The organism is Paenibacillus sp. J22P169, assembly GCF_059691995.1.
Window position 1 is genome coordinate 1070778 of record NZ_JCAUAO010000001.1, and the last position, 23372, is coordinate 1094149.

At 42.8% G+C, this 23372-nt stretch carries 25 protein-coding genes; 1 reads left to right on the forward strand and 24 read right to left on the reverse strand.

Annotation, left to right across the window (positions count from 1 at the left end):
• Positions 1-4: 4 nt before the first annotated feature.
• The 3 genes from AC58QG_RS05085 to ybaK form a co-directional block, all read right to left on the reverse strand.
• Positions 5-2221: a glycosyl hydrolase family 95 catalytic domain-containing protein gene (locus tag AC58QG_RS05085; protein WP_497361012.1), complete on the reverse strand. Its 2217-nt coding sequence runs from the start codon at positions 2219-2221 to the stop codon at positions 5-7.
• 188 nt (positions 2222-2409) lie between these two features.
• Complete coding sequence (locus tag AC58QG_RS05090) at positions 2410-2892, reverse strand: NUDIX hydrolase (protein ID WP_497361013.1); 483 nt, start codon at positions 2890-2892, stop codon at positions 2410-2412.
• Between the two features lie 47 nt (positions 2893-2939).
• Positions 2940-3413, reverse strand: coding sequence for a Cys-tRNA(Pro) deacylase (gene ybaK / locus AC58QG_RS05095; RefSeq protein WP_497361014.1), 474 nt, complete (start codon positions 3411-3413; stop codon positions 2940-2942).
• A 194-nt stretch (positions 3414-3607) separates the two neighbouring features.
• On the opposite strand from ybaK, the gene AC58QG_RS05100 reads away from it, so the two are divergent.
• Positions 3608-4672: an LLM class flavin-dependent oxidoreductase gene (locus AC58QG_RS05100; protein WP_497361015.1), complete on the forward strand. Its 1065-nt coding sequence runs from the start codon at positions 3608-3610 to the stop codon at positions 4670-4672.
• Between the two features lie 219 nt (positions 4673-4891).
• On the opposite strand, the gene AC58QG_RS05105 is transcribed toward AC58QG_RS05100, so the two are convergent.
• The 21 genes from AC58QG_RS05105 to AC58QG_RS05205 all read right to left on the reverse strand — a co-directional run bounded on the left by AC58QG_RS05105 (position 4892) and on the right by AC58QG_RS05205 (position 23224).
• Complete coding sequence (locus AC58QG_RS05105) at positions 4892-5824, reverse strand: D-2-hydroxyacid dehydrogenase (RefSeq protein WP_497361016.1); 933 nt, start codon at positions 5822-5824, stop codon at positions 4892-4894.
• Between the two features lie 63 nt (positions 5825-5887).
• On the reverse strand, positions 5888-7036 hold the full coding sequence (locus AC58QG_RS05110) for a hypothetical protein (protein ID WP_497361017.1): 1149 nt from the start codon (positions 7034-7036) through the stop codon (positions 5888-5890).
• Between the two features lie 54 nt (positions 7037-7090).
• Positions 7091-7534: an NUDIX domain-containing protein gene (locus AC58QG_RS05115; protein WP_497361018.1), complete on the reverse strand. Its 444-nt coding sequence runs from the start codon at positions 7532-7534 to the stop codon at positions 7091-7093.
• A gap of 108 nt (positions 7535-7642) precedes the next feature.
• Positions 7643-8353 carry a CTP synthase C-terminal region-related (seleno)protein gene (locus AC58QG_RS05120; RefSeq protein WP_497361019.1) on the reverse strand — a complete coding sequence of 237 codons (711 nt, stop codon included), beginning with the start codon at positions 8351-8353 and terminating at the stop codon, positions 7643-7645.
• A 76-nt stretch (positions 8354-8429) separates the two neighbouring features.
• Positions 8430-8927 carry a DinB family protein gene (locus tag AC58QG_RS05125; protein WP_497361020.1) on the reverse strand — a complete coding sequence of 166 codons (498 nt, stop codon included), beginning with the start codon at positions 8925-8927 and terminating at the stop codon, positions 8430-8432.
• A gap of 108 nt (positions 8928-9035) precedes the next feature.
• On the reverse strand, positions 9036-10070 hold the full coding sequence (locus tag AC58QG_RS05130) for a leucine-rich repeat domain-containing protein (protein ID WP_497361021.1): 1035 nt from the start codon (positions 10068-10070) through the stop codon (positions 9036-9038).
• 163 nt (positions 10071-10233) lie between these two features.
• Positions 10234-10806 (reverse strand): hypothetical protein, encoded by a 573-nt coding sequence (locus AC58QG_RS05135; protein ID WP_497361022.1) that lies wholly within the window; start codon positions 10804-10806, stop codon positions 10234-10236.
• A gap of 100 nt (positions 10807-10906) precedes the next feature.
• Positions 10907-11497 (reverse strand): hypothetical protein, encoded by a 591-nt coding sequence (locus AC58QG_RS05140; protein ID WP_497361023.1) that lies wholly within the window; start codon positions 11495-11497, stop codon positions 10907-10909.
• A 69-nt stretch (positions 11498-11566) separates the two neighbouring features.
• A complete protein-coding gene (locus tag AC58QG_RS05145) occupies positions 11567-12949 on the reverse strand; it encodes an MFS transporter (RefSeq protein ID WP_497361024.1) in 1383 nt (460 codons plus the stop codon).
• A gap of 192 nt (positions 12950-13141) precedes the next feature.
• Complete coding sequence (locus tag AC58QG_RS05150) at positions 13142-13915, reverse strand: SH3 domain-containing protein (protein ID WP_497361025.1); 774 nt, start codon at positions 13913-13915, stop codon at positions 13142-13144.
• Positions 13916-14114: 199 nt separating this feature from the next.
• Complete coding sequence (locus tag AC58QG_RS05155; protein ID WP_497361026.1) at positions 14115-14837, reverse strand: hypothetical protein; 723 nt, start codon at positions 14835-14837, stop codon at positions 14115-14117.
• Positions 14838-15101: 264 nt separating this feature from the next.
• Positions 15102-15968 (reverse strand): MBL fold metallo-hydrolase, encoded by an 867-nt coding sequence (locus AC58QG_RS05160; protein WP_497361027.1) that lies wholly within the window; start codon positions 15966-15968, stop codon positions 15102-15104.
• Positions 15969-16017: 49 nt separating this feature from the next.
• The gene (locus AC58QG_RS05165) at positions 16018-17295 is read right to left on the reverse strand and encodes an ankyrin repeat domain-containing protein (RefSeq protein WP_497361028.1); all 1278 of its coding nucleotides are present in this window, start codon (positions 17293-17295) and stop codon (positions 16018-16020) included.
• 4 nt (positions 17296-17299) lie between these two features.
• A complete protein-coding gene (locus AC58QG_RS05170; RefSeq protein WP_497361029.1) occupies positions 17300-17797 on the reverse strand; it encodes a shikimate kinase in 498 nt (165 codons plus the stop codon).
• Between the two features lie 143 nt (positions 17798-17940).
• Positions 17941-19089 carry an acyltransferase domain-containing protein gene (locus AC58QG_RS05175; protein ID WP_497361030.1) on the reverse strand — a complete coding sequence of 383 codons (1149 nt, stop codon included), beginning with the start codon at positions 19087-19089 and terminating at the stop codon, positions 17941-17943.
• 116 nt (positions 19090-19205) lie between these two features.
• A complete protein-coding gene (locus AC58QG_RS05180; RefSeq protein WP_497361031.1) occupies positions 19206-19667 on the reverse strand; it encodes an NUDIX hydrolase in 462 nt (153 codons plus the stop codon).
• Between the two features lie 177 nt (positions 19668-19844).
• Positions 19845-20444 (reverse strand): YdeI/OmpD-associated family protein, encoded by a 600-nt coding sequence (locus AC58QG_RS05185; RefSeq protein WP_497361032.1) that lies wholly within the window; start codon positions 20442-20444, stop codon positions 19845-19847.
• 106 nt (positions 20445-20550) lie between these two features.
• Positions 20551-20946, reverse strand: a complete 396-nt coding sequence (locus tag AC58QG_RS05190) for an SRPBCC family protein (protein WP_497361033.1) — start codon at positions 20944-20946, stop codon at positions 20551-20553.
• The gene (locus AC58QG_RS05195; protein ID WP_497361034.1) at positions 20943-21272 is read right to left on the reverse strand and encodes an ArsR/SmtB family transcription factor; all 330 of its coding nucleotides are present in this window, start codon (positions 21270-21272) and stop codon (positions 20943-20945) included. The genes AC58QG_RS05190 and AC58QG_RS05195 overlap by 4 nt, the downstream gene beginning before the upstream one ends.
• 267 nt (positions 21273-21539) lie before the next feature.
• Positions 21540-22013 (reverse strand): DinB family protein, encoded by a 474-nt coding sequence (locus tag AC58QG_RS05200; protein WP_497361035.1) that lies wholly within the window; start codon positions 22011-22013, stop codon positions 21540-21542.
• A gap of 32 nt (positions 22014-22045) precedes the next feature.
• Positions 22046-23224 (reverse strand): MFS transporter, encoded by a 1179-nt coding sequence (locus tag AC58QG_RS05205; protein WP_497361036.1) that lies wholly within the window; start codon positions 23222-23224, stop codon positions 22046-22048.
• Positions 23225-23372: the final 148 nt, after the last annotated feature.

Here is a 23372-nt window from a genome sequence, read left to right on the forward strand (position 1 = left end):
AGCATTATCGGATCGGCAGCCCATATAGGCGCCAAGGCTTGTTTCCTCCAAAATAGCCGCACATATGGCTCTCCACCTGTACAGGTTCGATTTCCCATGAACGCGCATCGGCAGCAGCAAGGTCGGCACTGTAGAGTACAGCCTCTTCGCCTTGCGGCAGGTCAAGTTCGTAAACGCCTCCACCCAGAGAACGAAGCTGTACCGCCGAACTTGCAGACATACGAATGTCTCCCAGCATGTCAGTTTTGATTCGGCATGGCTCTCCGGCTAAGCTTTTTACCCTGATCCACACCGTAGCTCCTTCGGATCGTGTCGCGCTAATAACAAATGCGCCCTCAGCTCGTAAATCATGAAACACCACTTCCTTCCATACGGAAGGAACGGCCGGGAATACTCTAATCTCTTCTCCCCAGCTTTGTAGCAGCATATCGTTGATTGCTTCGGCACCCGCTAGCGGTGACTCGATGACCGGGCCTGCTTCCCTGTACATGGTGTTCGGCTTCAGAAGATGCATCAGCGTCTTCAAGTATTTGAGCGATTCGTCTCCTTCCCCCATTGCGGCAGCAATTGAAGCGGCACCAGTGAACGTGAAACCGCGCAAGTCTCCCTCACGTGAAAACCAATGGCGAAGCGAGCGCACGATGAGCTCACGTTCATCCGGCGTATCACCGCTCATCAGATGTAGCGGAAAGACAGCCATCAAATGGCTGAAATGTCGATGACCAAATTCCAGCGGCTGGTCCCCTCCGACCATAAAGCCAGTCTCATCAACAGGAAGCGGCGTTAATTGCTCCAGTGTCTCTTCCCAACTAGCGCGTCCAGGGTCCTCTACACCAAGGATGCTGCAAATCCGCAGCAAAGTTTGGCAGCCCCAGCGCAGCAATGCCAAGTCATAGTGTGTATCCGGTACGGTTAACTGCAGGAATGAGCCATATTCGGGCGAGATCATTGGGGGCAGATGCAATTTCCCGTCATCGCCCTCCTCCAACAGATGCAAATAGTATTGTACACTTCGCTTCAGTAGCGGAAATAGCAGTTCCTTAAGCATGGAGGCATCCATCGTGTGGCGGTAATGTCTCCATAAGTTATGGCATACCCACGTTAAGTTTCCTACCTCGGTACCGACACTGCCGACCAAATCATAGCTCATACTGCGGCCCAGCCCAGCTGAATCTTCGCGGTACTGTTCAGGCACGTTTCGAATTAATTGCGCCATATTGTCACGAAAAGCACGAACGAGCGATTCGCCGAGTTCCAGACGGCCTGATGTATATACAGGTGAATAGCTCATCTGTACATTCATATTGAACCAGACGCCTGCCCATGGTGTCGTGGTGAGCCATGGTCCTTGGTTGTCCATGATCATCCCGCCGGAGCGGGTTGCCGAAGCCAACTTGTACATTTGGATCCAATAAAAGCTTTCCAGCATCGTATCCGGAATAGAAACAAAGCTTTGGCGATAGTAGTCATGCCACCAACTCCGGTGCGACTCCACCCATGACTCCCATGGCTGTGTTGAAGCACTGCGAACATTCGTTTCAATCTTTTGTTTCACCTGATCATTGAAACCATTCCCAATCGAAAGCCATAGCCGATGACGGTTTTCTCCTTCTTCTGCCTGCGCTTCCAGCCATGCCGTCGTACAACCGCCGTCGTATTCAAATCTTTGTACGGCAACCGTCAATCCATCCTCTTTCGACTGTCGGACGACTTCTGCCTTTGGGATATATTGATTCAAGTTTAAGCCGTCGGCATTTTTCAATACGGGGTCCACTTCACTGAAAGCGTACCATGTCATTCGGGCGTCTTTCTCGCCTTCACTTGTTTCCAGCTCCACAGCCAGCACCATTTCCTGGCTGTGGACGAAAGCGCGGACCTTCACTGTGCCTACTGTCGTTGTAATCTCTGCCCGCATCTCCGCATTCCACAAATCAATCCGTATATTTGACGGTTGATAATACCATCCGGCAAGTTCAAGGTGCAGTTCCCCAACCGGTACGCGTGGCGGAAACCCGCCTCCAGGTTTTTGCGCCGTGACATCCGTGCATCCGAGCACAAATCGCAGCACATTGCGTTTATCGCGATGCTCTTCACTATATATCATGGCCCCGATAAAACCGTTGCCAATAAAAGCCCCCTCGTTCCACGAAATCGGCTTAACGGACCAAGTCAGATCATGTCTTGCCATAAATGAAGGCCAGTCTACCAATGTCTTAATCATCCAATACCCACAACCTTTCTTACATGCTTCATATGGTGCGTACAGTTTGATCGCACCGCGCTCAATGTAAATATACGTTTGTACTTGTCGGCTATCATTGTGTTTATTTATTGTGATATGACTTTTTTTGCTTTTAATCGATCAAGAAAAAAACCTTCTTTCCGCATTTTGCAGAAGGAAGGTTTAGCTTACATCCTATTATTCAAATAAAATAAAACACCTGCTCTGTCTACACTGGTAAATTGAAGGGGATCTTCGTTCATTAGTCGTCTTAATTCATCAACGGAAATCCATCTTGGGTTCTTCGTATCATCACCTGCTAGTAATAACTCACCTTGGACTTTACAACGGAAATACAAACCTAGGGAATCAAAGGGCCCGTTAATGGTCTGATACGCACAGAAGGGTTTCACACATTCCACTTCAAAATTCGGATCGATACCTACGGTATCAATTCTTGTATCCTCCCCTTCAATTTCTATAACATCAAATCCAGTCTCTTCCTTTACTTCTCTAATAAGTGCTGTTACAAACGATTCGTAGGGTTCTATTCTTCCACCAGGAAGTTCAATCAATTGAGCTTCACCGGCTTTATTTCGTGTCTGAACGACAATTTCGATGGTTCCATTCAAAGTTCTTTCAATGATTGCTCGAGAATTCACGAAAAACATGCCATTTCACTGCACCTTTCTTCGAGATATAACCACTTGCCAGTCTCTTAACTACTTATTATATCAACAAGAGTTGCTTCAGTTGCAGCAATTAAATCAGCACCATTTATAAAAATTTGCAACCCACGCCGACCCGCGCTAATACTAACAAGATCCTTAGCCTTTACGGATATGTCTAAATAGATGGGATAGTTTTTCTTAATACCCAGTGGCGAAACTCCACCTCTCACATATCCAGTAAGTTGTAGAATCTCCTTTAGAGGAACCATCTCGACCTTTTTATTTCCACTTTCAGTTGCTAAACGTTTTAAATTGAGCTCACTATCGCCAGGAATACAGGGTACCATCACGCCAGTTTTATCACCTTGGACAATTAGTGTTTTAAAAATTTGATTGGGAAGCACACCAACCTTTTCTGCAACGGTTTGAGCATCTAATTGATTTTCATCCCACTCGTATTCATGTAAAGTATAGGGGATTTTAAGCAAATCTAATTTTCGACAAGCATTCGTTTTAACCATGTTCGCACCTTTTCTGAATGGTAGAAGTATATATTACTACTAATATTAACCTATTTCGGGAAGTCTACAAGGTAGAATAATTTTATAATCAAAATAAGTAGGGATTACAAATCATGGATGGAATTCGCTTACTTTTGTTGAGTTACATTAGAATGTATAGTATAATAAACGTATCTTGAAGGGAGCGATTCATTATGACCAATCTTACATCTTCTTCTATTGAAATAGGAATAAGCACATTCCTCGAAGCTGCACCGAGAGCTAATGGCATCACGCACGCCGAACGGCTCCGACAAGCTGTAGCGGAGATTAATCTGGCCGATCAAGTTGGCCTGGACGTCTATGCAATTGGCGAACATCATCGAGCGGATTATGCGAGCTCAGCGCCAGCTGTTATTCTGGCCGCTGCCGCTTCCACGACCAAACGAATCCGACTCTCGAGCGCCGTGACCGTGTTGTCTTCGGATGATCCGGTTCGCGTGTATCAAGCTTTCTCCACCTTGGATGGTCTATCTAACGGACGAGCGGAAATTATGGCGGGCCGAGGATCGTTTATTGAATCATTCCCTCTATTCGGCTACGACTTAAACCACTATGACACACTATTTGAGGAAAAACTGGAACTTCTGCTCGCGATCCGCGAATCGGAGAAAGTTAACTGGAAAGGCGGTCATCGACCTGCCATCAACAACTTAGGCGTTTATCCGCGTTCTGTACAAGAGCCGTTACCTGTATGGATTGGAACCGGCGGCAATCCGGATTCCGCGATTCGCGCCGGCATACTAGGGTTGCCTGTCGTCTTTGCGATCATTGGCGGTATGCCGGAGAGGTTCGCTTCGTTGGTCAACCTTTATAAGGAATCGGCCGCTAAGGCTGGACACGACGTAAGCAAGCTGCAGATCGCGACGCATTCGCACGGTTTCATATCGGATACCGTCGAGAAAGCAGCCGACTTGTTCTACCCATCGACGGCAGCCCAGATGAACACGATTGGCCGCGAGCGCGGCTGGGCACCATACACGCGCGACTCGTTCGATGCCGCGCGCAGTCTTCGCGGAGCGCTTTACGTCGGCGATCCCGAGTATGTCGCGGAGAAGATCATATTGCTCCGCAAGAACTTAGGCGTAACGCGCTTCCTTCTACATGCGGACGTCAGTACGCTGCCACATCACGAATTGCTGCGTACCATCGAGTTGCTCGGCACGAAGGTCGCACCGATTGTTCGCAAGGAGCTTGCTCGCGACGCAGCACAAGGTTAGTTAGGAATGTCGATTGCTATCGGCATTCACATGGCAAAGGGTCCGAACCAAGGTATAATACCTTGGCTCAGACCCTTTTTTTTACTTCAAATTACGAGAACCTACTTGAAACCTATGATTGGCAATCCAATAACCAACATGCATCCTCTTGCTCCCTGCTCTTCGTCCCCGGATATCTGAAGACTGCCACCCAATTGTGTGAACTGTTACATTATTGATCTAATATCCCCGATTTATATCCACCGATTGGCTAATTCGTTCTTGTCCGTTATCCATTTCTTCGAGCACGGCAAGCAATCCGTCAATCGCTTCATCTACCCCGGTAACAGCAGAAATATGCGGAGTAATGACCACGTTCGGATGATCCCACAAAGGTGACTGTACGGGGAGAGGCTCTTCTCTAAACACATCAAGAATAGCGCTGCGCACCTTGCCTTGTTCAATCGCTACGAGCAGTGCGTTTTCATCCACCGAAGCCCCTCGGCCCACATTGATAAAGCCTGTACCTTGCATTTTGGAAAATAAGTGGGTTCCGAATAATCCATCGGTGAGTGGTGTTAAAGGTAACGTATTAATAACCCAATCGGCCTGTGCTAACAACGAGTGTACTTCGTTAATCGGAATAACCTTACTAAAATAACTGTTCGCTGTACCGCTGCGAGAAATTCCGTATACGGTTACTCCGAATGTTCTAAGCATCCTTGCCACTTCCTCGCCAATCGTTCCGGTCCCGAAAATGACAATGTTCAGCTCCTGCAGAAGCTTCTGCTGTGAAGGCAGCCATAGTCGCTGAGACTGAGATTGCTGAAAATATGCATGACGGTGGACATCGGCGAGAATATAACTTAGGCAATATTCCCCTATTTTCCTTCCAAAGCTGCCGACCGTACGCGTTAACAGGACATCCTTTTTCCAATCACGATTAAATAAAAATGCATCTACGCCAGCCCCAAGTGCGTGGACCCACTGCAACTTGCCGAAATGAAACGATTCAGTTGGTTTAAATGCCACATACCCATCAGCCCAGTCGAAGTGATGCGATCTTACCTCTGCTTCTGGAAGAAACAGATATTCCCTCTTTCTGTCCAGTTCGGCAAGCCTCTCTAGCTCTTTATACATCCGGCCGGTTACAATAATTCTTTTGATATTCATCTGATACACTCCCTGTGAATCCGTAAAACTATACGAAAGCAATTTATTGTGAAACGAAAACAGTTAGCTTGAAAGCAAACCCAAATTCTCGAGAATGCGAAGCTTATTAGCGGGAACATTCTTTGCCAGATCTCCACCTGCTACATCCATGGCCTCTTCATCAGCATAAATGACAAAGGACTCCGTTGCGGGGATCATTCCTTCCCAATTGATCTGGTTAAGTTCCATCGCTACTTCTTGCCAAAGTGCTTTACTCTCACCCCACCAAGTTCTGTGACTCAGTACTGGGTTTTGAGGTTCATGAGACCAATCGGAATGAATTTGCCAATATTGCATTAACAGGTTGAACTTAACTTTTAAAGGATCGTCAGCCAAGGATTCTTGATAATTGACTGGATGTTCGCCAGCACTCCATAGTGTCCATAAGTCCTCACCAGCTTGTAATTGCTCATCACGAATACTTTGTAATCCAGGGTGGAAAATGGGGTCAATTGGGCCTGATGGCTCGTCGTGGAGATATATCCCTACAAAACAAATGGCGTCATTACGAACTTTTTCACCAATTCTTTTTATCGTGTTAATGGATTCATCGACTAGTCCGTTTTTGACATCATTACGAATTTCTTTTACCTGCTCAGCGCTTAGATTCGTGTATGTAACGGCTCCGTTTTCTTTTATCACCGAAAGATTTCCTATTGAATCATATTCGACGTGGAACTCACGATTACGGATAGTTTTCCCCGCATACCAATACTCAGTTCGCTTTATTTGTACTAACATCCTGTTAACATAAATGTATTCTTCTTCAAAATGCCATTCTTGGCCAGGGTTCATGCCATTACGGACTATAAACTCTACATACTTTACCGGAAGTCCATCCACAAGGGATAATTCTTCTACGGAGTCGACTTTGCCATTCCTATACCGCCGATTAAGTAGGTAATCCTCAGTTCTTTCAAAGCATTCTTCTTGATTAGAATCAATAAAGCATAAGTTGTCATTTTCGTCAAATCCGTATGCTATTCCTGCCCCCGATTCCATAAGTGGCGAACGCGGCTCTAAGTTACGTTCAAACCAATATGGGGTCGTATCATAGCGTTTCCAACCGGTATATTCCCAGCGGCATACATCTGATTTGGCTTTTTGTATGTATTGAACTTGATTGATCTCTGCATCTCTGCAAAGAGAAAAATAGTGATCCTTTTCGATCATGCTTAATCACTCCATCTTTTTTATAGAATCCTTATCGTCTACTGCAGCAATACATTATTCTTTATATTGTTCGAAGTCTATAAATTGTTTTATGATTATTTGGATCATTTCCATTGTCATTTCAGGCAATTTATTGGGATTAAAATAACCAAATTCAATTACTTCATTTCTGTCGGGCTTTATCGTGCCTTCATACGTATTCGTTGTGTAAGTTATGGCTACATATTGTATCCTGGATTTAATATAAAATCTTGCATCAGAAAAAATATGGAAAAAGTTTATTTCATTAATATGAATATTAAGTTCTTCTAACATTTCTCTTCTTAATGCATCCTCAACCGATTCCCCAGGTTCTAATAAGCCTCCCGGCAGTCCCCATGTATCATCATTGTGCCGAACAAGTAATATTTCTCCTACCGTATTAGTCAATATTAATGTCGGACGTACTAAGATTAATGGCAAATCACCTGTACGTTCCCTAAGCTCTTTAATATACATGAATGTTCTCCTGATTAGCGAAATGATTGATTAACCTATCAAGTTAATCTAATTTTATCATGATTCGTTCGAACTTCTAGTAGTAACTTTACTATCCCATCGAAACACCTATGTTTGTCTGCTCATACATGAGTTTATGAATACCTGCTCTATAAAAGCATCCACTAAACAATGGGGTGTATCTGGAGTCGAACTTAGCTGGGGTACAAATAGTGTTCCAATAAAAAATGGGTGTTCTGATAACTCAATTATTCTGGGTTCTCCCAGATGATCTATCCCGACTATTTTTAATTCTGATTCTTCTATTAGACTTTGGTAATCAGAGTTAAGCCCATAATTACATCGAAAGTGTTCCTTAGCCATTGGAGTTTGATAAATTTCAAATACTTGTGAAGATGGGATTATCTGAACTTCACCTTGCTGCCCAACAAGTGAACAAGCGAGTTTACTGATAAGTAACTTAGATGAATCCGGAGCTTGCTCCTCGTGTTCTGCATCATCAATCAATAATATGTTCCTGGCATATTCAATGAGAATATGTTGAAAACCTCCGCATGTTCCTAATAGTGGGATATGTTGTTCACGCGCATATTTAATAATTTCCAGGACACCTGTGACAGATTCTGGACTACCTGGAGCGACCCAATATCCGTTGTAACATGGTGTAATTGCACCTAGTTGTTCAGGTATAGATTTAGTAGGAATCCATTGAAACTCAATTTGCATGCCAGACTTCCTAGAAGAATGAATCAACGCTTCATTTGTTGCCTTTTGTGATGGATATTCTGGACTGTAATCACCAATTATACCAATTTTCAATGGTTCCCCTCCTTTACCTTAAAAACCAAATTGCAAAAAGGCAACCGCCGGCTGCCTGGTCCTACGATCTTTTCAATTATCGTTTTTCACTTGAACAATCAAGAAAGCTTAGAATTTGTTTTTTGTGATGAGCATCATGCTCAATAAATTCTTGAACGATGTAACAAAGTGAATATGGTTGACCCGAATGAGGGCAATGTGTTACACCGTTGGCTGTTGTTTCTAATAATAACTCTTCAGATGTCATGCTATTTAAAATAGCAATCAGTTTCATTCTATCATCTGAGAATTCTTGTAGTAGCTGATGTTGAGATACACCTGAATTTGCATATTCATATGCTATGGAATTGTAGGCGTTGAAATCAGGAAATTCAATTCCTCCGCCTTTCCTAACTGACGGAATGACGACATCGATGAGATGAAGATCCCAGTTTCTAAGATGCGCAATAATTTCTGCTATTGAAGCCTTACCTTCTTGAATTGGGCGGTTCCAATCACGATCATTTAATTGAAGTAAGGTATTAGTCCAATTGACCAATTGTTCGTATTCACTGATGGTGTTTTGTATATGCATAAGACATCCCCTTCATCATGATGAATTAATCATAGCACAATTTCGTAAACGAGAACATACGTTTCATTTTTTTCATTAGAATTTCTGGTTCCTGAACTAGCTGCAAATTTATTCCCACAACGAATCCCGTGACAAATTAATGTATTTCAGTTGCTTCATACCATTGAGGAAATCAGGCTTCTGATTGATCATACACATTCCTAAGTTCAAAATTCGCAGGTGCTTCAGCTTCTCAAGCTCGAGCGGCACCTCATGGATCGACGTGTATTGAATCGTAAGCTGCTCCAGTTGTTCCAGCTCTCCAATTTCCGGCGGGATGCGGTTAAGGCTGATCTCTTCCTTCGGCTTAGCCCGATACCCAGGAGTCGGCCGATCCGAACTCGCACATTGAATACAAAGCTCCTTCAGATTCTTCAGCCTGCCTATGGAATCGGGAATACACGCCAAATCCGCCGTCAAGATTTTCAAGTGTTCAAGCTTGCTTAATTCGAACAGCCCTTCTGGAAGATGATAAAGATCCTGTTCAAAAATTTCTAGATCTCGCAGCTCTGTAAGCTCCCGGATTCTCTCAGGAAGTTCTGTCAGCCCATGTCTACTAATATACAGCCAATCCGTTTTATGCTTAATAGCATCATCTAGTAGTCGATCGAGGTCACGGTGAGCCTTTACTTCCAAAAAAAGCCCTGTAATTCGATCCATTAGTTCGATGGCTTCTTCCTCTGTTACTTCCATACCATACATATGTTCATGCACAACCGAGTATAGGTAGTCCCCACCGCCTTCTTTCATGAAACACAAGTCTTCTGGTAAGCTAGGATAAATCCAATCGGACAGACGGTTTGCCATTTGCTTCAATAAGTTCCCACTTTCTTCACAGCATCTATATAAATAATAGGTTCCCGCGCAATAAAAGGCATGACTGCGATAAATATTTCTTATCCTTCTAATTTCATCGATATCATTGCCATGGATAACGATTGTCTTTACCAGGTAAGGTTCCAACGCTTCCAATATATTTGAGTAATGACCCCGTGCCTCAGCAGCCGCAATCTTCTCTCCCAGTACAAAACATTCCGAGTTTCGTATGGCCACATCGATTACCTGCTCGTAAGCTTCGCCTCTTGGATCTGTATACATTCTCATCCCATAACTCTCCATTCCTATTAGCCATCCGATCCCAGACAGGAATCATTACAATTACCTTTATTAACAAATAATCCCAAGCATTTAGACGCTACAAATACTTGGATAGTTGCGTTTAACTCTCCGACAATACAAAAAAGTGGCAGCTAAACTAAGCTACCACCTAACGAAGAGGATTTTCTTTGGGGTCTGGATATGTCAATCTCACCGAATTCGCAATGTTAACTAAAATTTGAACTGGTATTTTCTCTTTTACTCGGTCATTAGTGATTAAAACATACTGCCATTTATTGATTTCAAACGAGAGCAAGTAAAACCGTCCAGTTGGAAACTTTCCGTATTGTGCTTCTGTTCCATCACTGAGCTTGTATGTATCAATCAAATCCCTATTATTCGGAAAATAGTTGACTTTATGTTCGGCTGGTCTTATTCGTATCATGAAGTGATACGCACTCACACGTTCGTTAAGATATTCAATTTCGAGTTCATCATTCGCAGCACTGCCGTTTGTGATAGAACATCTCCCAAGTTGATGCGTAAATACCACTGGAGGCAATTCAATCGGCAATTTGAGATCGCGCCCGAAATGTCTCTCACATGCTGCCACTGCATCTTCAACCGTTGTAAAACCCATTTTAAGATGCATCTCTTCAAATGGCTCTTTCGCCTCCACCAAATCTGGTGTATGACTGATAAACATAATAAGTAAACAAGTAACTGCCAGTCTTCTCCACATGGTGCAACACCTTCCACAATTTTGGATATATACTCTCCAAGATTGTTAGGAAAAATACACCATAAACTTTTTGCGGGATTCCAGATAAGCCGCGATGAGGTTATTTCTTCATCCAAATATTTTTGTACAGATTCGTAATCGTTACTTCGACTATCCCATTAGCTTCAATTGGATCCCCCTTGGGTTGATCACTTAGTAAAAAATTGAATGAAAAACAATCACCATCCTTGTAATTCAATCCACATTGACCTGATGCAGTAGCATTGAAAGTATTACCATCGTAGACAACTGTCATTTTGGCGGTCACGGATGTCGTGAAGGAATTATCGTTGATAGTCTCGTGGTGGATACCTGAAATTAGCGTAGCTCCCGATAAAGAATATGAACCGCTTGATCGAAATCCGATGTCATACTCGCCTTGCGGTGTTCTTTGTAGCCATGCAACGTATATCTTATGCTCGCCATCCTTATAAATCTCTTTACCGATGTTACTTTCAAAATTTGTCAGATCAACGCGAAGTGTATAATTCCCTTCAACTAGGTGACCACTTTTATTCGTAAATTCCTTGGTATTGTTTGCTAGAAATGCCATGCCATCAGACCATAAGCCGATTAACCCAGATGACCAGAGAACTACAATCATTACAACCATCATAATAGTGGTCATGTAAAATGCTTTCTTAGTTCTCATATCTCCGATTAGCCCCTCTCGCTTGCGTCTGTTTATGTATATGATACTACCCACTGGAACCACCCGTTGTCATTGAACGGCTTTTTGCATGTTCCCTTTGGGCATCCGCACGGTCAAAGCAAACATCAGCAAGCCAAGTCCCGCACATGTCCACGCCATAGTGTGCAGGTGCGGTGTCGTAATGTTTTTACCGAAGAGTGCCGCTAGCAAACTCGAACAAAGAATGGTTCCGATAAACCGGGAAGTCATGAAAAGTCCAGAGGCTATGCCGGTTTCTTCTTTCGTTACGAAAGCGTAAAGCGCCGTCTGCATGGCCAAATTGTTAAAGCCGTTGGCGATCCCGAGCACGCAAAGGACAAGGAAGATTGTCACTGAGCTCGCATTGTCCTGAATGAGCAACAGAAGCAAACTTCCCCCAGCGACCAAAGCCGTTCCGGCAATCAGTGGCGGCTTGGATCCGCTCCGGTCAATCCAGCGGCTGACCAGGGGAGTAACAAGTACACTGAAACCGGCGATTGATAACATGACAATACCCGTCTTCTGCGGGTCCATCCGCTGTACGCTCTGTAAGTAAGACGGAATCCCAAACATGATGGAATAAAACGCGATATTCGTTAAAATAAACTGCGCGTAAATACGGGTAACAGTCATATTTTTCCGTAAAAAAGCAACATTGATGAACGGTTTGCTTTGGCCGAGCTCGTATCGGTAAAGCCAGAACGTCAATCCTACGCAGACTATCAACTTCCATAAGCTTAACCCATCAGCCAGCGCAAGGAAAAACAGCAGCCACATGAATATGGTCGCAGAAAAAAGCCCTACGCCCCGCCAATCCATATCGGCTGCGCTTCCAGTGGATTTTGGATCTGTCGGGAACAGCTTCCATGCAAGTACAAATGAAGTAACAATAAACGGAAAGTTGCACAAGAAAATTAATGGCCAATCCCCGTAGTGCAATAACAATCCACCGAGCGAGGGACCGAAAGCAGCTGAGGTACTGGAGAATATCGAGATGATACCCAAAGCCTTCGCTTGATTGGATGTGATTTGACTACGGATCATCCCCATGCCGGAAGGAAACAAAGCAGAACTCCCTAGAGCTTGAATAATTCGAAAACCGATCAACCAACCGAAGCTGGGAGACAGCGGGGCAAGGCTCGAGGACAATGTGACGAGCAGCAGCCCAAGTATAAACACCTTTTTACGTCCAAACAAATCGCTCCACTTGCCCATAAGAGGCTGACCGATCGCGCTGACCAAATAATAGGTGGAAATCAGCCATGATACGTCGGCAAACGTAAGGTGGAAATCCTCCTGAAGCCGGGCCAATGCAACAGAAATCATCGTCGTATTGAGCGGGTTAAGCAAGGTGCCAAGAGCTACAGCAGTAATAAGAAGCATTTCTTTTCGTTGGATCGCAGTCTGTTTGATAGCGGTCTGTTGGAGCGCCATGCTGTCACCTCATTTTCTATGGAAATGGAGAAAATCCTCCATCCTTTGACCGTTCATAGTCAGGGGATCGAGGCATTGAAACGACGCTTGCTGAGTACAGCATATATCTTAAAAACCTATTGGTCTAATATATTATTCATATGATCTTTATAGGAAAAGACAATAAGTTTACCGCGTGTGTACAATTCTCGTTTACTTCTTATTTACAACCTGAAACGGATTTGGGATAAAATCCTTCATTTGAATGTACGCATTTTGCCCACCTGGTCCTATTATCTGGTATACAGCACCGACCTTAGGTATTTGCGTCTCTGTCAGGATAAAGACCGAATTGACCCATAGCTCATCTTTAATCTGACCTTGTTCATCATAGATGGTTGAGTTCTGCGCTAGTGTACCTTCTTTGGCCTTAGCTGGGTCGTAAGCTTGTAAGGAGGACATTGGCACCCACATATCTGCACCATATTCCGCATCATACTGCACGATACGAACTGCTACCCAATCCTGATAGGATTTATGAATAAGAACTACCTTACCAGCCCATAAGTCCAAATGTGCTTCAGTTACGTTATGACCAGGAGCAGAAGATACGGGCACTTCTTTGGCAACGATCATTGCATAAGGTGTTTCAATGTGAACATTGGCAGCTTCCTTACTGAAGTAGAATCCGGGAATCCAGCCTCTTAAAGATTTAGCTTCGACTTGGACGTATTTGTCTTGTATCGCTATTATCCGAAAAGCCTCTCCTTTACTCACTTCAAACACCGGTCCAGACCCTGATATCTCATTTGGATCATACCGAGCACCAATATCTCCCTGCACGGCATAGGTTTGATTGATTTGCAGGCCATATGGTGAGTTAGATTCTATAGTAGCAGTAGTCGGAGTATTCGGAGTACTTTCTTGTTGGCAGCCAGCTGCCATAATGATGCTAAAAAGGAGTAGCAAAATAGGAAGTTTTCTCATCTCTCGATCTCCTATCACTGATTATTTTTTCGTTATTTACTCTGTAACTTCTTTATATGATTAGACGCTTTTATCTGGAAAAAGTTACCTATAATTTAAAGCACCAATAATAAAAAATAGCGTGGGAATTAGCTTGCTAATTCCCGCGCTTAATTATAGTTAATTCAAATTTTCCGTCTACGCCATCTTCAAATTCACTTTACTTTGATTTTTTCTTCATTTTGCAATGCACACCTTCGTGTAAATTCATTCCGGGGTGTTTAGCTTCGTAACCGCATCCATGTTTACATACACGCATTACAACTACATCCCTAGTCGGTTCGATTTCTTTCGTTGCTACGGTATCTAAGCTTTGTTTTCTTAGCGTGTATCTTTCCATTCTTTCTTTGTGATGTTGAATATCTAGCCATCCTCTATCCACCAGGTAACATGCAATGGGCTCCACTCCTATACTCTTTTTTGCAATTTCTAAGCTTTTCTTATTAAAAGCACCGGTATGATATAAAAAATCATAAACCGTCATTTTCTTGTTATTTGTAACAAATACACTTTCATACATCTTATGAGGAATGCTGGCTATCCTTGCTTCGGGGTGCCAACCTTCAAAAATCATGTAACTATTTTTTTGAACCTTCTTAAATACAAATTTTGCTGGATAGAAATTTTTAATGTCAAATGGGTGCCTTGGTTTATGCATGACCTTTCGTTCCTCCTCTGGAGGATATTCTACTTCAATTTCTAGACCATCTGTCGGCAACAATCTCCCTTGCCAATACCACTCTGGGATAACACCTACACCCGTTGCAATGATTCGGCGCTGGTACAGCATTCCGCACCTATCATAGCCAATCAAGGTGTATTTCGCACCTTTTTTAATGCGAGAAGCAATTTCTCTCATATCCATAAAACTATCATTTTCCAAACGAACTCCTCCTATTTACTAATTTTATAGGTTACAAGAACTTATACTATAGAACTTATACCAAAATTACTGTCGAGCTAAAGGTTGGAATTTTTAATTGTTTTGTCGATTCTTTCCAAATTTTTACTAAGCGAGACAAAGAAATGCATGCAATTAATCCTTCCACGTTTCGTTCAGGTTTCGACATAGCCAATATAAAAAAACCGCGGCAGCCAGGGACATTGAAAATAAAGTCCTCGGCGATCGCGGTTCTATGAACTACCTTTATGTAAAATAAATGAACCGCTCTCCAGCGGACATCATATGAAACTTTTGTGCAGGATACGTGTGAAACAAATAATCGACAAAGTAAGATGGGTTATCGCGATTTTTTGAAAACATATCGAAATGAATAGGAATAAGAAGATCTGAACCAATCTCAACGCCGAAATCTGCCGCTTCACGGAAGTTCATGTTACCTACAATCCCCCTAGAGGTTCTCGCATAATCCCCTCCGTTAATTGGCAGCAGCGTTACATGCGGCTGAAATTTCTTTGCCTGCTCGATCAATTCAGGCGTGACCACGGTGTCTCCGGTATGATAAATTCGCACACCATTGATTTCAATAAAAAAGCCTAAATAATACTGATTGCCATCCTGATCCGATTCATATGCCGTATGCGCTCCCGCTACTGGGGTAATGGTTACTCCGCGGACGGAAATCACTTGCTCCTGCTTGGCTGGTAGAATGCGACTTGAATCCAGTTCAATGTCATGCAGCATATATACATGCGATGCAGGAGCAACAAACTTCGTCTCCGGATGCGCTAGAGAAACACCTTTGATTGTAGTCAAATCCATATGGTCACTATGAAAATGTGTAATCAATACCTTGTCTACATCCAACTCATCTGGCGAAAGCGGAGGCGGAATTTCCCTCTTAAATTCGGTATCGGGGTGTTCCGTTTCAATTGAATAACTTAAATATGGATCTACACAAATGATTTCATCTGAGCTGCTGCCTTTTATTAATACACCAGCTTGACCCAAACTCCATACAGCTACCCCGCCTTCAGGAATATGCGTTCTTTGTATATCCTTCAGCAGCGATTCTCCAGAGTTATAAATTGGTCTTAAACGTTCTCTTCCCATATGGCTTCACTCCCATTAACATGTCTATTATTTATGATGCAGGTATGCGTTAACATTCTATCCCGACTCCGTAACGCGCTAGCACTTCCTTAACTGCTTGGCTGCCCGACGCTTGGCTCGGCAATGGAACGCCTGCTTCAATGAGTTGTTTAACTATCGATGGATAATCCCCAGCAGAATCTCGCATGTGAACGGATCCCCACAAACAGCTGCCTAATGCATTCCCTCCGTAACCGTGGGTTAATTGGACGGATGCGCCATGCATGAGCAGCACGCGCACGACTTCCTCATTTCCACGCATAGCCGCGTTATGAAGTGCCGTGAAATCCTTGATACTTTGCCGAGAATCTGCAGGAAACCCGACTTCGAGCATAGTTCGAACGGCTTCTACCTCATTGTTCCATGCTGCATCGGCAATTACGCTTAGATCCTCCGGCGAGAGCGACTTTACTAGATTGGAATCCAGCTCAACAAGTGCTTGCACAGCCGCCTGATTAGCTTGCAAGCAGGCAAGCAGCAGGCGCTGATTTAAAGGGCTATGTTGCGCTATCAGATCTACGATCTCGGGATGATTACGGCGTGCCGCAAGATGAAACGGTCGCGTTTTTGCGCCTAATTTGTACACGTAGATGTGTCCACCGTTCGAATCTCCGGAAGTAAAGCTGCCCCGCCCGACTTGCACTTGGAGGCACTCGGGATCTTCATGAATGAAAGAACGAACTAGCTCCACATCTCCGATTTGGATCGCCATAAAAATATCCGCTGCCGAACCACGCTCAATAAGAAACTTACATTTAACCGTGTTATCTATTGCCCATTGAGCAGGCGTGCTACCATGATCAATATCACGCTTATTGATATCTGCCCCGTGAGCGAGTAGCAGATCGATGATTTCATGTTCATTAGCAAAATGAAGTGGAACTTGTCCATCAGGTCCTCGTTGATTGACGACTGAGGGATTCTGCTCGATCATTTCTTTCACAGTATCGAGCATGCCTAAAGCAGAAGCCGCATGTATATCAACGGGCGCTCCACGTTCAATTAAATATCGGGAAAGCGCATGATGGTCATGATGTAATACTCCGAATCCTCCGGCCCACCAATTGCTTTTTGCATGCAAGTCAGCACCATATTCTAGCAATACATCTACGGCTTCGCGGCTCCCTTTTGCCGCTGCAGCGACGATCGCAGGTGTATCGAATGCAAACCAGGGTTCGTTTATTTGCTTAGCGAGAAATGAATGCTCCTGTAGGATCTGGCTCATTTGGACGGTATCATTGTTCGTGAGCGCTTGCTTGAACTGTTCAATGATATTCTGCTCATTCATGTCTTTAGCCTCCATGTATTTTGCCAATTATTTCACTAACACAAAGCTCGATATCCTTATTTGAACAATCAATCGTGATATCACTATACTTCATATAGAGCGGAAATCTTTCCTCGTAAACGTCCTTCAGACTATTGCCTTTCTTCATTACAATACCTCTAGTAGTTATGTTTATAAGTCTTTTTTTAATTTCTTCGTACGGGACGTGTAAATAAATAATCTGTCCGCCATGTTTAAGGACATTCATAGCTTTTTCCGAATAAATAACACTTCCACCTGTAGCGATAATACAATTTTCCAATTGCAAATCAGAGACAATCTTTTCTTCGACTTCCAGAAATTTTTCAGTTCCATCATTATCAATAATTTCTTGCAATAATCTGCCTTCATGTTGTTGTATAACAATATCTGTATCTACGAAATCCATGCCTATTGATTTGGCAAGCAATACACCTAGAGTGCTTTTACCAGCTCCAGACATGCCTACAAGAACTATGTTCATTTTCTTCCTCACCTTTGTTAAATGGGATTGGTTTCGTTAACCTATTCGGCACTTACCAAACATATCCTTCACGGAATAACGTTATACCTCCCCATTAACGCAGCGAAGCTGCCAATCGTTCCTGGCAGCTTCGCAATGGTATACTAATCTTCATTTTTATAAGAAACACTTCCAAAATCACCACATACATCAAGAAATATGCCATTCATATCAAATATCTCTTTGTCTTCTTCTAAATAGGTAAGGACTTTTTTCCTCAAAGAAGTGTCGGGTTTTGCATCCTTTACCTCGGTCAATTCATTAAATACAAAATTCCATAAAAACCTAACAGAACCCGCAGTCGGATAGAGGTAGAACTGCTCTTGGAACTTTACGATATTGCTTGTAGGCGGTAACATCTCACGTAATTGAGGAGTAAAGAGCCAAGTGTGGCAGACCATCCCTTTGTACGAAACCTCTGGAAAATAGGCTGCATAAAATTCCTTAGCCTGTATGTAGGTGTCTTTAATCTTTTCCATATCAAAAGAAGTATCTCTAGGGATGTGGATCTCAAGCAACGTATCATCCTTATCTAATACTTTTTTCCATTCATTCCTGTGAAGCTTTACTTGTTTGTTTAAACCTTTCCCAATCGGCGTAATGGGATTCCCAATGAAATACTCATCGGTTTCCTCATAATCCGTCAAAAAGCCATCGGTTGTCTTCTCTTTACTACATACGCCTTGCATATCACCATTTGCTCTTAACTCCATCCCCTTACCGCTTAAGAGCATAAATCTTTCTTCCTTCTCATTGTAAAAGCCCTTGACGACCCCAGAAAACTTCGTTGCTATAAATTGCATGCCTCCAACGCGAAACATTCTGGCTTCGAGATGTCTCCAAATCCAGCTGAAATTTCTAATGGCGTAATAACCTACTAAATTATAGGCATTTTGTACCCATACACCGATATCCCTCAAGGTTTCTACAAATAATTCTTCGCTCAATCCCCGTTCAGCATACTTCTGCTCAGCAAGTGGCAGTCTTTGCAAGGCGGCATGTAGATAAAACAACGAAGCCTCTTTTCCGAGGACTTCTTCTACGTAAGTATGAATAGCTAATGGTTCCCATACGGTCGTCCAATATCCACTTTCGATATTATTCTTATAAAATTCCATATAAATGTCCAAAAGTTTTGGATCATTGTTTATTTGATCGGTGATGTTCACTAATATTTCGGTTGCCCCTTCGGGCATCAATATTTTCCGGCAGTAATGCTGTGTTACTTCTTTCGATAATAACAATAGTTCCATTCTTGTACCCCTCGCCAAATAAATTACTTTAATATTACACTAGCTTAACCAAGCTGTCCTTACTTCATAAACTACGTTAGCTCATTGAAAGGCGTTTGTAGCAGCTTCCGCAACATTTACTTAACAAAAGGTGTCTTGTTCCTGGACAATAAATCCTCAAAGAATAGCATGTGGTCTGGAAATAAATTCTGAGGCAGCGAATGAGTCGGAAAAAAATTAATTTCCAACGTTTCATTGGAAGTGCGAAATTCACCTGTAAATTCGTTGCAAACAAACATAATTTGAACTAATGACGTTTGGTCTCCGTTTCCGAAAACCTTTTCTATGTTTGAATATACCCCGAACAACTCCAGCTTGCCAAGTCGCAGGCCAGTTTCCTCAAAGACTTCTCTTCTAGCTGTATCTTCAACGTTCTCGCCAAGTTCCATGAAACCACCTGGAAGTCCCCAATAACCATTGTCTGAACGACGATGCAGTAATAAATGATTGTTTTCGTCAAAAACAAATGCCCCTGCTACCACCATAATAACTTTCGAGTGTCCAACTAATTGACGTAGATCTTGAATGTAATCTGCCATTGTTATCCCTCTTCATGGATAGAATAAACATCATTGTTTAGCAAATCTTTTCCTATTTAGTCTAACTCAAGATTACTATTTGTTAAATAGTTGAGCTACTTTATACTTATAAAAACAAAAAATACCCGCCAATTGGTGGGCATTTCAACTCGAATATGGTTGGCTTGCTTACTTGCCTTAATCATTTAATCCTTTTCCTTCGAGAATTTGCTGCATATATTTTTCAACCCGTGAGACTCTCGTTTTGGATTGTTTGGGTTCAGAGAAATGAAAAAGGTATGCTCTTTGACGTCCCGGTGTTAATGCTTCAAAAGCTGTTTTCAAAGCTGGGCTTTCATCCAATTTATTCTGGAATTCTTCAGGCACGGTGTATTCTGTATGCTTTTTATATTCAACTTCCAAACCTGCTTTTTCCACTTCAATTGCTTCATAAATATAGGCCTTAATGATGGATTCCATAGCTACAATTTCACGAATATCAGTGAACCGAATTTGGCGTGCCGCCTGTACATTCTCCGTTTGTTGGATGAGGATCCCATTGGCATCTTTTAACAAAGCACCTTTGTGAAACAGAAGCGCACAGTAATCTTTAAATCCATGCATTAAAACGATGTTTTTATTCTGAAATGTGTAACAAGGATGCATCCATTTGAAATCTTCGGTCAGCTCACAGTCAAGAACGATACTTCTCAACTTCTCAAATTCTTCTTTCCACTTTTTGGCCTTATTTAAAAATCCATCAACCTTACGATTCATGCTACTACTCGTATTTGTCATCAAACCACACCTCTCACATCATAATTTCCTACTATTAACCGACTGCAAACAACATGCAGCCGGTTTTTGGTGATTCGGTGGATGGAGATTTTATTAACGATAGCGGTTATTGCGCCAACAACTTTTCAAGCTCTCCGCTCCAGTTCGTCCAGCCATACTTAGCGCCGCCCAGTGCCTGAGCATTGGAAATGCCCGTTTGTTCGAGATGAAGATTAACTTTCCCTTCCCCTAAATCCTGCAGTGTCCAAGTAACTGTATGAACCTCACCGCTTGCAAATGTGTAGGACAACCGGGTAGGAGCGTCTACGATAAGCACTTCGCCATTAATAATGCCATTCCAATATTCGGTTGCTTCCGTGCGAAATTGAAAACGGTGTCCTACTTCGGCTTTAAAATCATTTGCCATGATCCACTTAGCCAACTTGTTTGATTCAGTTAATGCGGACCATAGCTTCTCGACTGTTGTCGTAAACTGAAAATCTAAAGATAATGTTAAACTCATTCTTCTTCCTCCTCTAATAGTTGGTTCAAGCGCAATATATTCGTGTTCCAAAATTTGCTATAGAAAGCCACCCAATCTTTAATTTCTCGAAGCGGAGAGGTATTTAGCCTAAATAGCGTTTCTCTGCCGACTTTTCGGTCAATTACCAGTCCGGCCTCTTTCAGGATTGTCAAATGCTTGGATACCGCAGTACGACCCATTTCGAACTGTGCCGTTAATTCATGAAGCGGTATTTCCTCTGCCTCTGATAACAAATGAATAAGTCGGCGCCTAGTTGGATCTGCTATGGCGTCAAACACGTCCCGCGACTGATTGTTATCGCGCACAACAACCTCTCCTAACTATTATTCCCAAGAGACAGCCGATAAATTTCCTCCACCTCCATCACGTAACCGGCTCTTCAAACGCAGCACCCTTGATTGGACACCATTTAGTGACACTTTTATTATATGTCACCATTTGGTGTCATGTCAACCTCTTCATCTATTATGTTACACATTCATTCGAAGTATGAAGACAACGAAACAGCCTGCCGGTTACTCCCGGAAGGCTGTAGGTCGTGATCTATCCTATCAGCGGATAGTCAGGCTATTTTATTTCTGTTGAAGTACTTGCAGCATTGCCGCGACAACGCCATTATGATTGGATAGATGTGCGGCAGTCGTAAGAACTAATTCTCCGAAATTTTCGGCTTTTTTGAAGTTCTCTGGTACAGGCTCATCCAGTCTGTCTTTCAACGTATTGTAAATGTGTTCACGCTGTTCTTTCAACTGAGCGATCATGGTATCCCATAATGGCAGCTGCGCGAGCTGTGTTTCATTCCATTCCGTAGCTTTCGTTCCATAATGGAATAAGTCTTTATAGAGTTCCGGCGTTGTTAGCGTTTGTTGCGAAAGTCCAAACACATGAACGTCCGTTATTCGAAGTACATGCCCCAAATGCCAATAAAGGCTGGTGTTAAAACCTTGCGGGACTACGTTACGTTGATCCTCTGGACATTTTGCAAGCAGCTTCATAAAATTATCATGCTCAACATTATATAGGTGAAATACGAAATCTTTTCTCATTTGTTCATTCTCCCCAACGATATATTTGGTAATTACGATTGTTGCAGCTTTGAATAAAATCGATTAAATTTGGCTGAATAAATGAGCACATAGATCACGATTAGCGCGGCAAATACATTTAGAAGAATCATTGAGAAGTTCAAACTAAAAAATTGAGTCAGTACTCCGACACCAACAGGTGGAACAATGAATCCAGCGTATGCACTTAAATAAAAGGCTGAAATGACTCGCGGACGTTCTTCTGGCTTCGGCAACTGGCTGGCAAACCTTAGAGAAACTTGGAACGTCCATCCCGCGCCAATGGCTTGAATGAATATCCCAGTCCAGAGCATAAATAAGCTCACTGACTGACCAGAAAACACAATAACCCACGATCCAATTGCAAGAAACAAAATGCCTAACCGCATCCGTATAACGGGATTACGCGGCCATGGGAAGAACTGCATCAGTGCCCCGCCGCCTAGAAGTACCAGAATTAACAACCCTGAAATAGAGAGATTGTCAGTCTGAATAACGTGCTTGACGAAAGTAGGAATAAGTGAGAATACAATGCCACCCAATGTAAAAACGGTAAAGATCGGCAGTCCAATAAACGACCAGAAATGAGAGCGAATATTGTCAGGTATACCTAATGAAATTTTTGCTTTAGCTGGCTTCTGTGCCTGGGTATCCTCGGACTTCGGCAGCATTTCCAGTGCGATTAAAGAACTCACTAACATGGCGAGCAGGAACCAATATGGCAATCGAAGTGGCATAAAATGAACATACTGCACGATTAGCCCTGAGATAGCTGGGCCTAAACCAAATCCAATATTTACGATTACGCCTGATAACTTCATAGCCGAACCCACTTTAGCGGGAGCTGTTTGTTTTAATAAAAAAGCACTAGCAGTTCCTGTAAAAGCACCGTAGGCAATGCCTTCTAAAATCCTAGCCGCGTAGAGCATCGATACATTAACACTCAGGATAAAAAGTAACGTCGATGCGATCGAAATCCATATACTAATGCGAAGCACCCTTTTTAATCCCCAGGCGCTCCCTCTCGCTCCCACGACAAGCAGCGTTGGCAGCAGAATAGCGGCATAAACGGCAAACAGAATCGTGATTTCTAGACTGCTCATTCGAAAATGTTCACCATATAACGGGAACAATGAGGAAATAAATGTTGCTCCACAGGACATCATAAGTACAACCCAGAGTATTCTTTTCATAAATAATCACCTCCTTCAATTTCGGGTTACAGGATTTTCAGATCAAGTATTTCCCTTATATTGTCCTCTTTTAATATAGAAATACGAGAAACAACATTTACGAAACCTCATTTTTACTTACTAGTTAGTAAGTTTAGATCAAAAAAAA

What these genes read in the sequence shown, in the direction of transcription:
- AC58QG_RS05105 (WP_497361016.1), bottom strand. Translation starts at nt 5,824, where the DNA reads ATGAATATCAAAAGAATTATTGTAACCGGCCGGATGTATAAAGAGCTA.
- AC58QG_RS05115 (WP_497361018.1), bottom strand. Translation starts at nt 7,534, where the DNA reads ATGTATATTAAAGAGCTTAGGGAACGTACAGGTGATTTGCCATTAATC.
- AC58QG_RS05090 (WP_497361013.1), bottom strand. Translation starts at nt 2,892, where the DNA reads ATGTTTTTCGTGAATTCTCGAGCAATCATTGAAAGAACTTTGAATGGA.
- AC58QG_RS05160 (WP_497361027.1), bottom strand. Translation starts at nt 15,968, where the DNA reads ATGGGAAGAGAACGTTTAAGACCAATTTATAACTCTGGAGAATCGCTG.
- AC58QG_RS05185 (WP_497361032.1), bottom strand. Translation starts at nt 20,444, where the DNA reads ATGACAAATACGAGTAGTAGCATGAATCGTAAGGTTGATGGATTTTTA.
- AC58QG_RS05085 (WP_497361012.1), bottom strand. Translation starts at nt 2,221, where the DNA reads ATGATTAAGACATTGGTAGACTGGCCTTCATTTATGGCAAGACATGAT.
- AC58QG_RS05175 (WP_497361030.1), bottom strand. Translation starts at nt 19,089, where the DNA reads ATGGAACTATTGTTATTATCGAAAGAAGTAACACAGCATTACTGCCGG.
- AC58QG_RS05170 (WP_497361029.1), bottom strand. Translation starts at nt 17,797, where the DNA reads ATGAACATAGTTCTTGTAGGCATGTCTGGAGCTGGTAAAAGCACTCTA.
- ybaK (WP_497361014.1), bottom strand. Translation starts at nt 3,413, where the DNA reads ATGGTTAAAACGAATGCTTGTCGAAAATTAGATTTGCTTAAAATCCCC.
- AC58QG_RS05140 (WP_497361023.1), bottom strand. Translation starts at nt 11,497, where the DNA reads ATGAGAACTAAGAAAGCATTTTACATGACCACTATTATGATGGTTGTA.
- AC58QG_RS05125 (WP_497361020.1), bottom strand. Translation starts at nt 8,927, where the DNA reads ATGCATATACAAAACACCATCAGTGAATACGAACAATTGGTCAATTGG.
- AC58QG_RS05135 (WP_497361022.1), bottom strand. Translation starts at nt 10,806, where the DNA reads ATGTGGAGAAGACTGGCAGTTACTTGTTTACTTATTATGTTTATCAGT.
- AC58QG_RS05180 (WP_497361031.1), bottom strand. Translation starts at nt 19,667, where the DNA reads ATGGCAGATTACATTCAAGATCTACGTCAATTAGTTGGACACTCGAAA.
- AC58QG_RS05100 (WP_497361015.1), top strand. Translation starts at nt 3,608, where the DNA reads ATGACCAATCTTACATCTTCTTCTATTGAAATAGGAATAAGCACATTC.
- AC58QG_RS05205 (WP_497361036.1), bottom strand. Translation starts at nt 23,224, where the DNA reads ATGAAAAGAATACTCTGGGTTGTACTTATGATGTCCTGTGGAGCAACA.
- AC58QG_RS05110 (WP_497361017.1), bottom strand. Translation starts at nt 7,036, where the DNA reads ATGATCGAAAAGGATCACTATTTTTCTCTTTGCAGAGATGCAGAGATC.
- AC58QG_RS05145 (WP_497361024.1), bottom strand. Translation starts at nt 12,949, where the DNA reads ATGGCGCTCCAACAGACCGCTATCAAACAGACTGCGATCCAACGAAAA.
- AC58QG_RS05150 (WP_497361025.1), bottom strand. Translation starts at nt 13,915, where the DNA reads ATGAGAAAACTTCCTATTTTGCTACTCCTTTTTAGCATCATTATGGCA.
- AC58QG_RS05200 (WP_497361035.1), bottom strand. Translation starts at nt 22,013, where the DNA reads ATGAGAAAAGATTTCGTATTTCACCTATATAATGTTGAGCATGATAAT.
- AC58QG_RS05165 (WP_497361028.1), bottom strand. Translation starts at nt 17,295, where the DNA reads ATGAATGAGCAGAATATCATTGAACAGTTCAAGCAAGCGCTCACGAAC.
- AC58QG_RS05190 (WP_497361033.1), bottom strand. Translation starts at nt 20,946, where the DNA reads ATGAGTTTAACATTATCTTTAGATTTTCAGTTTACGACAACAGTCGAG.
- AC58QG_RS05130 (WP_497361021.1), bottom strand. Translation starts at nt 10,070, where the DNA reads ATGAGAATGTATACAGATCCAAGAGGCGAAGCTTACGAGCAGGTAATC.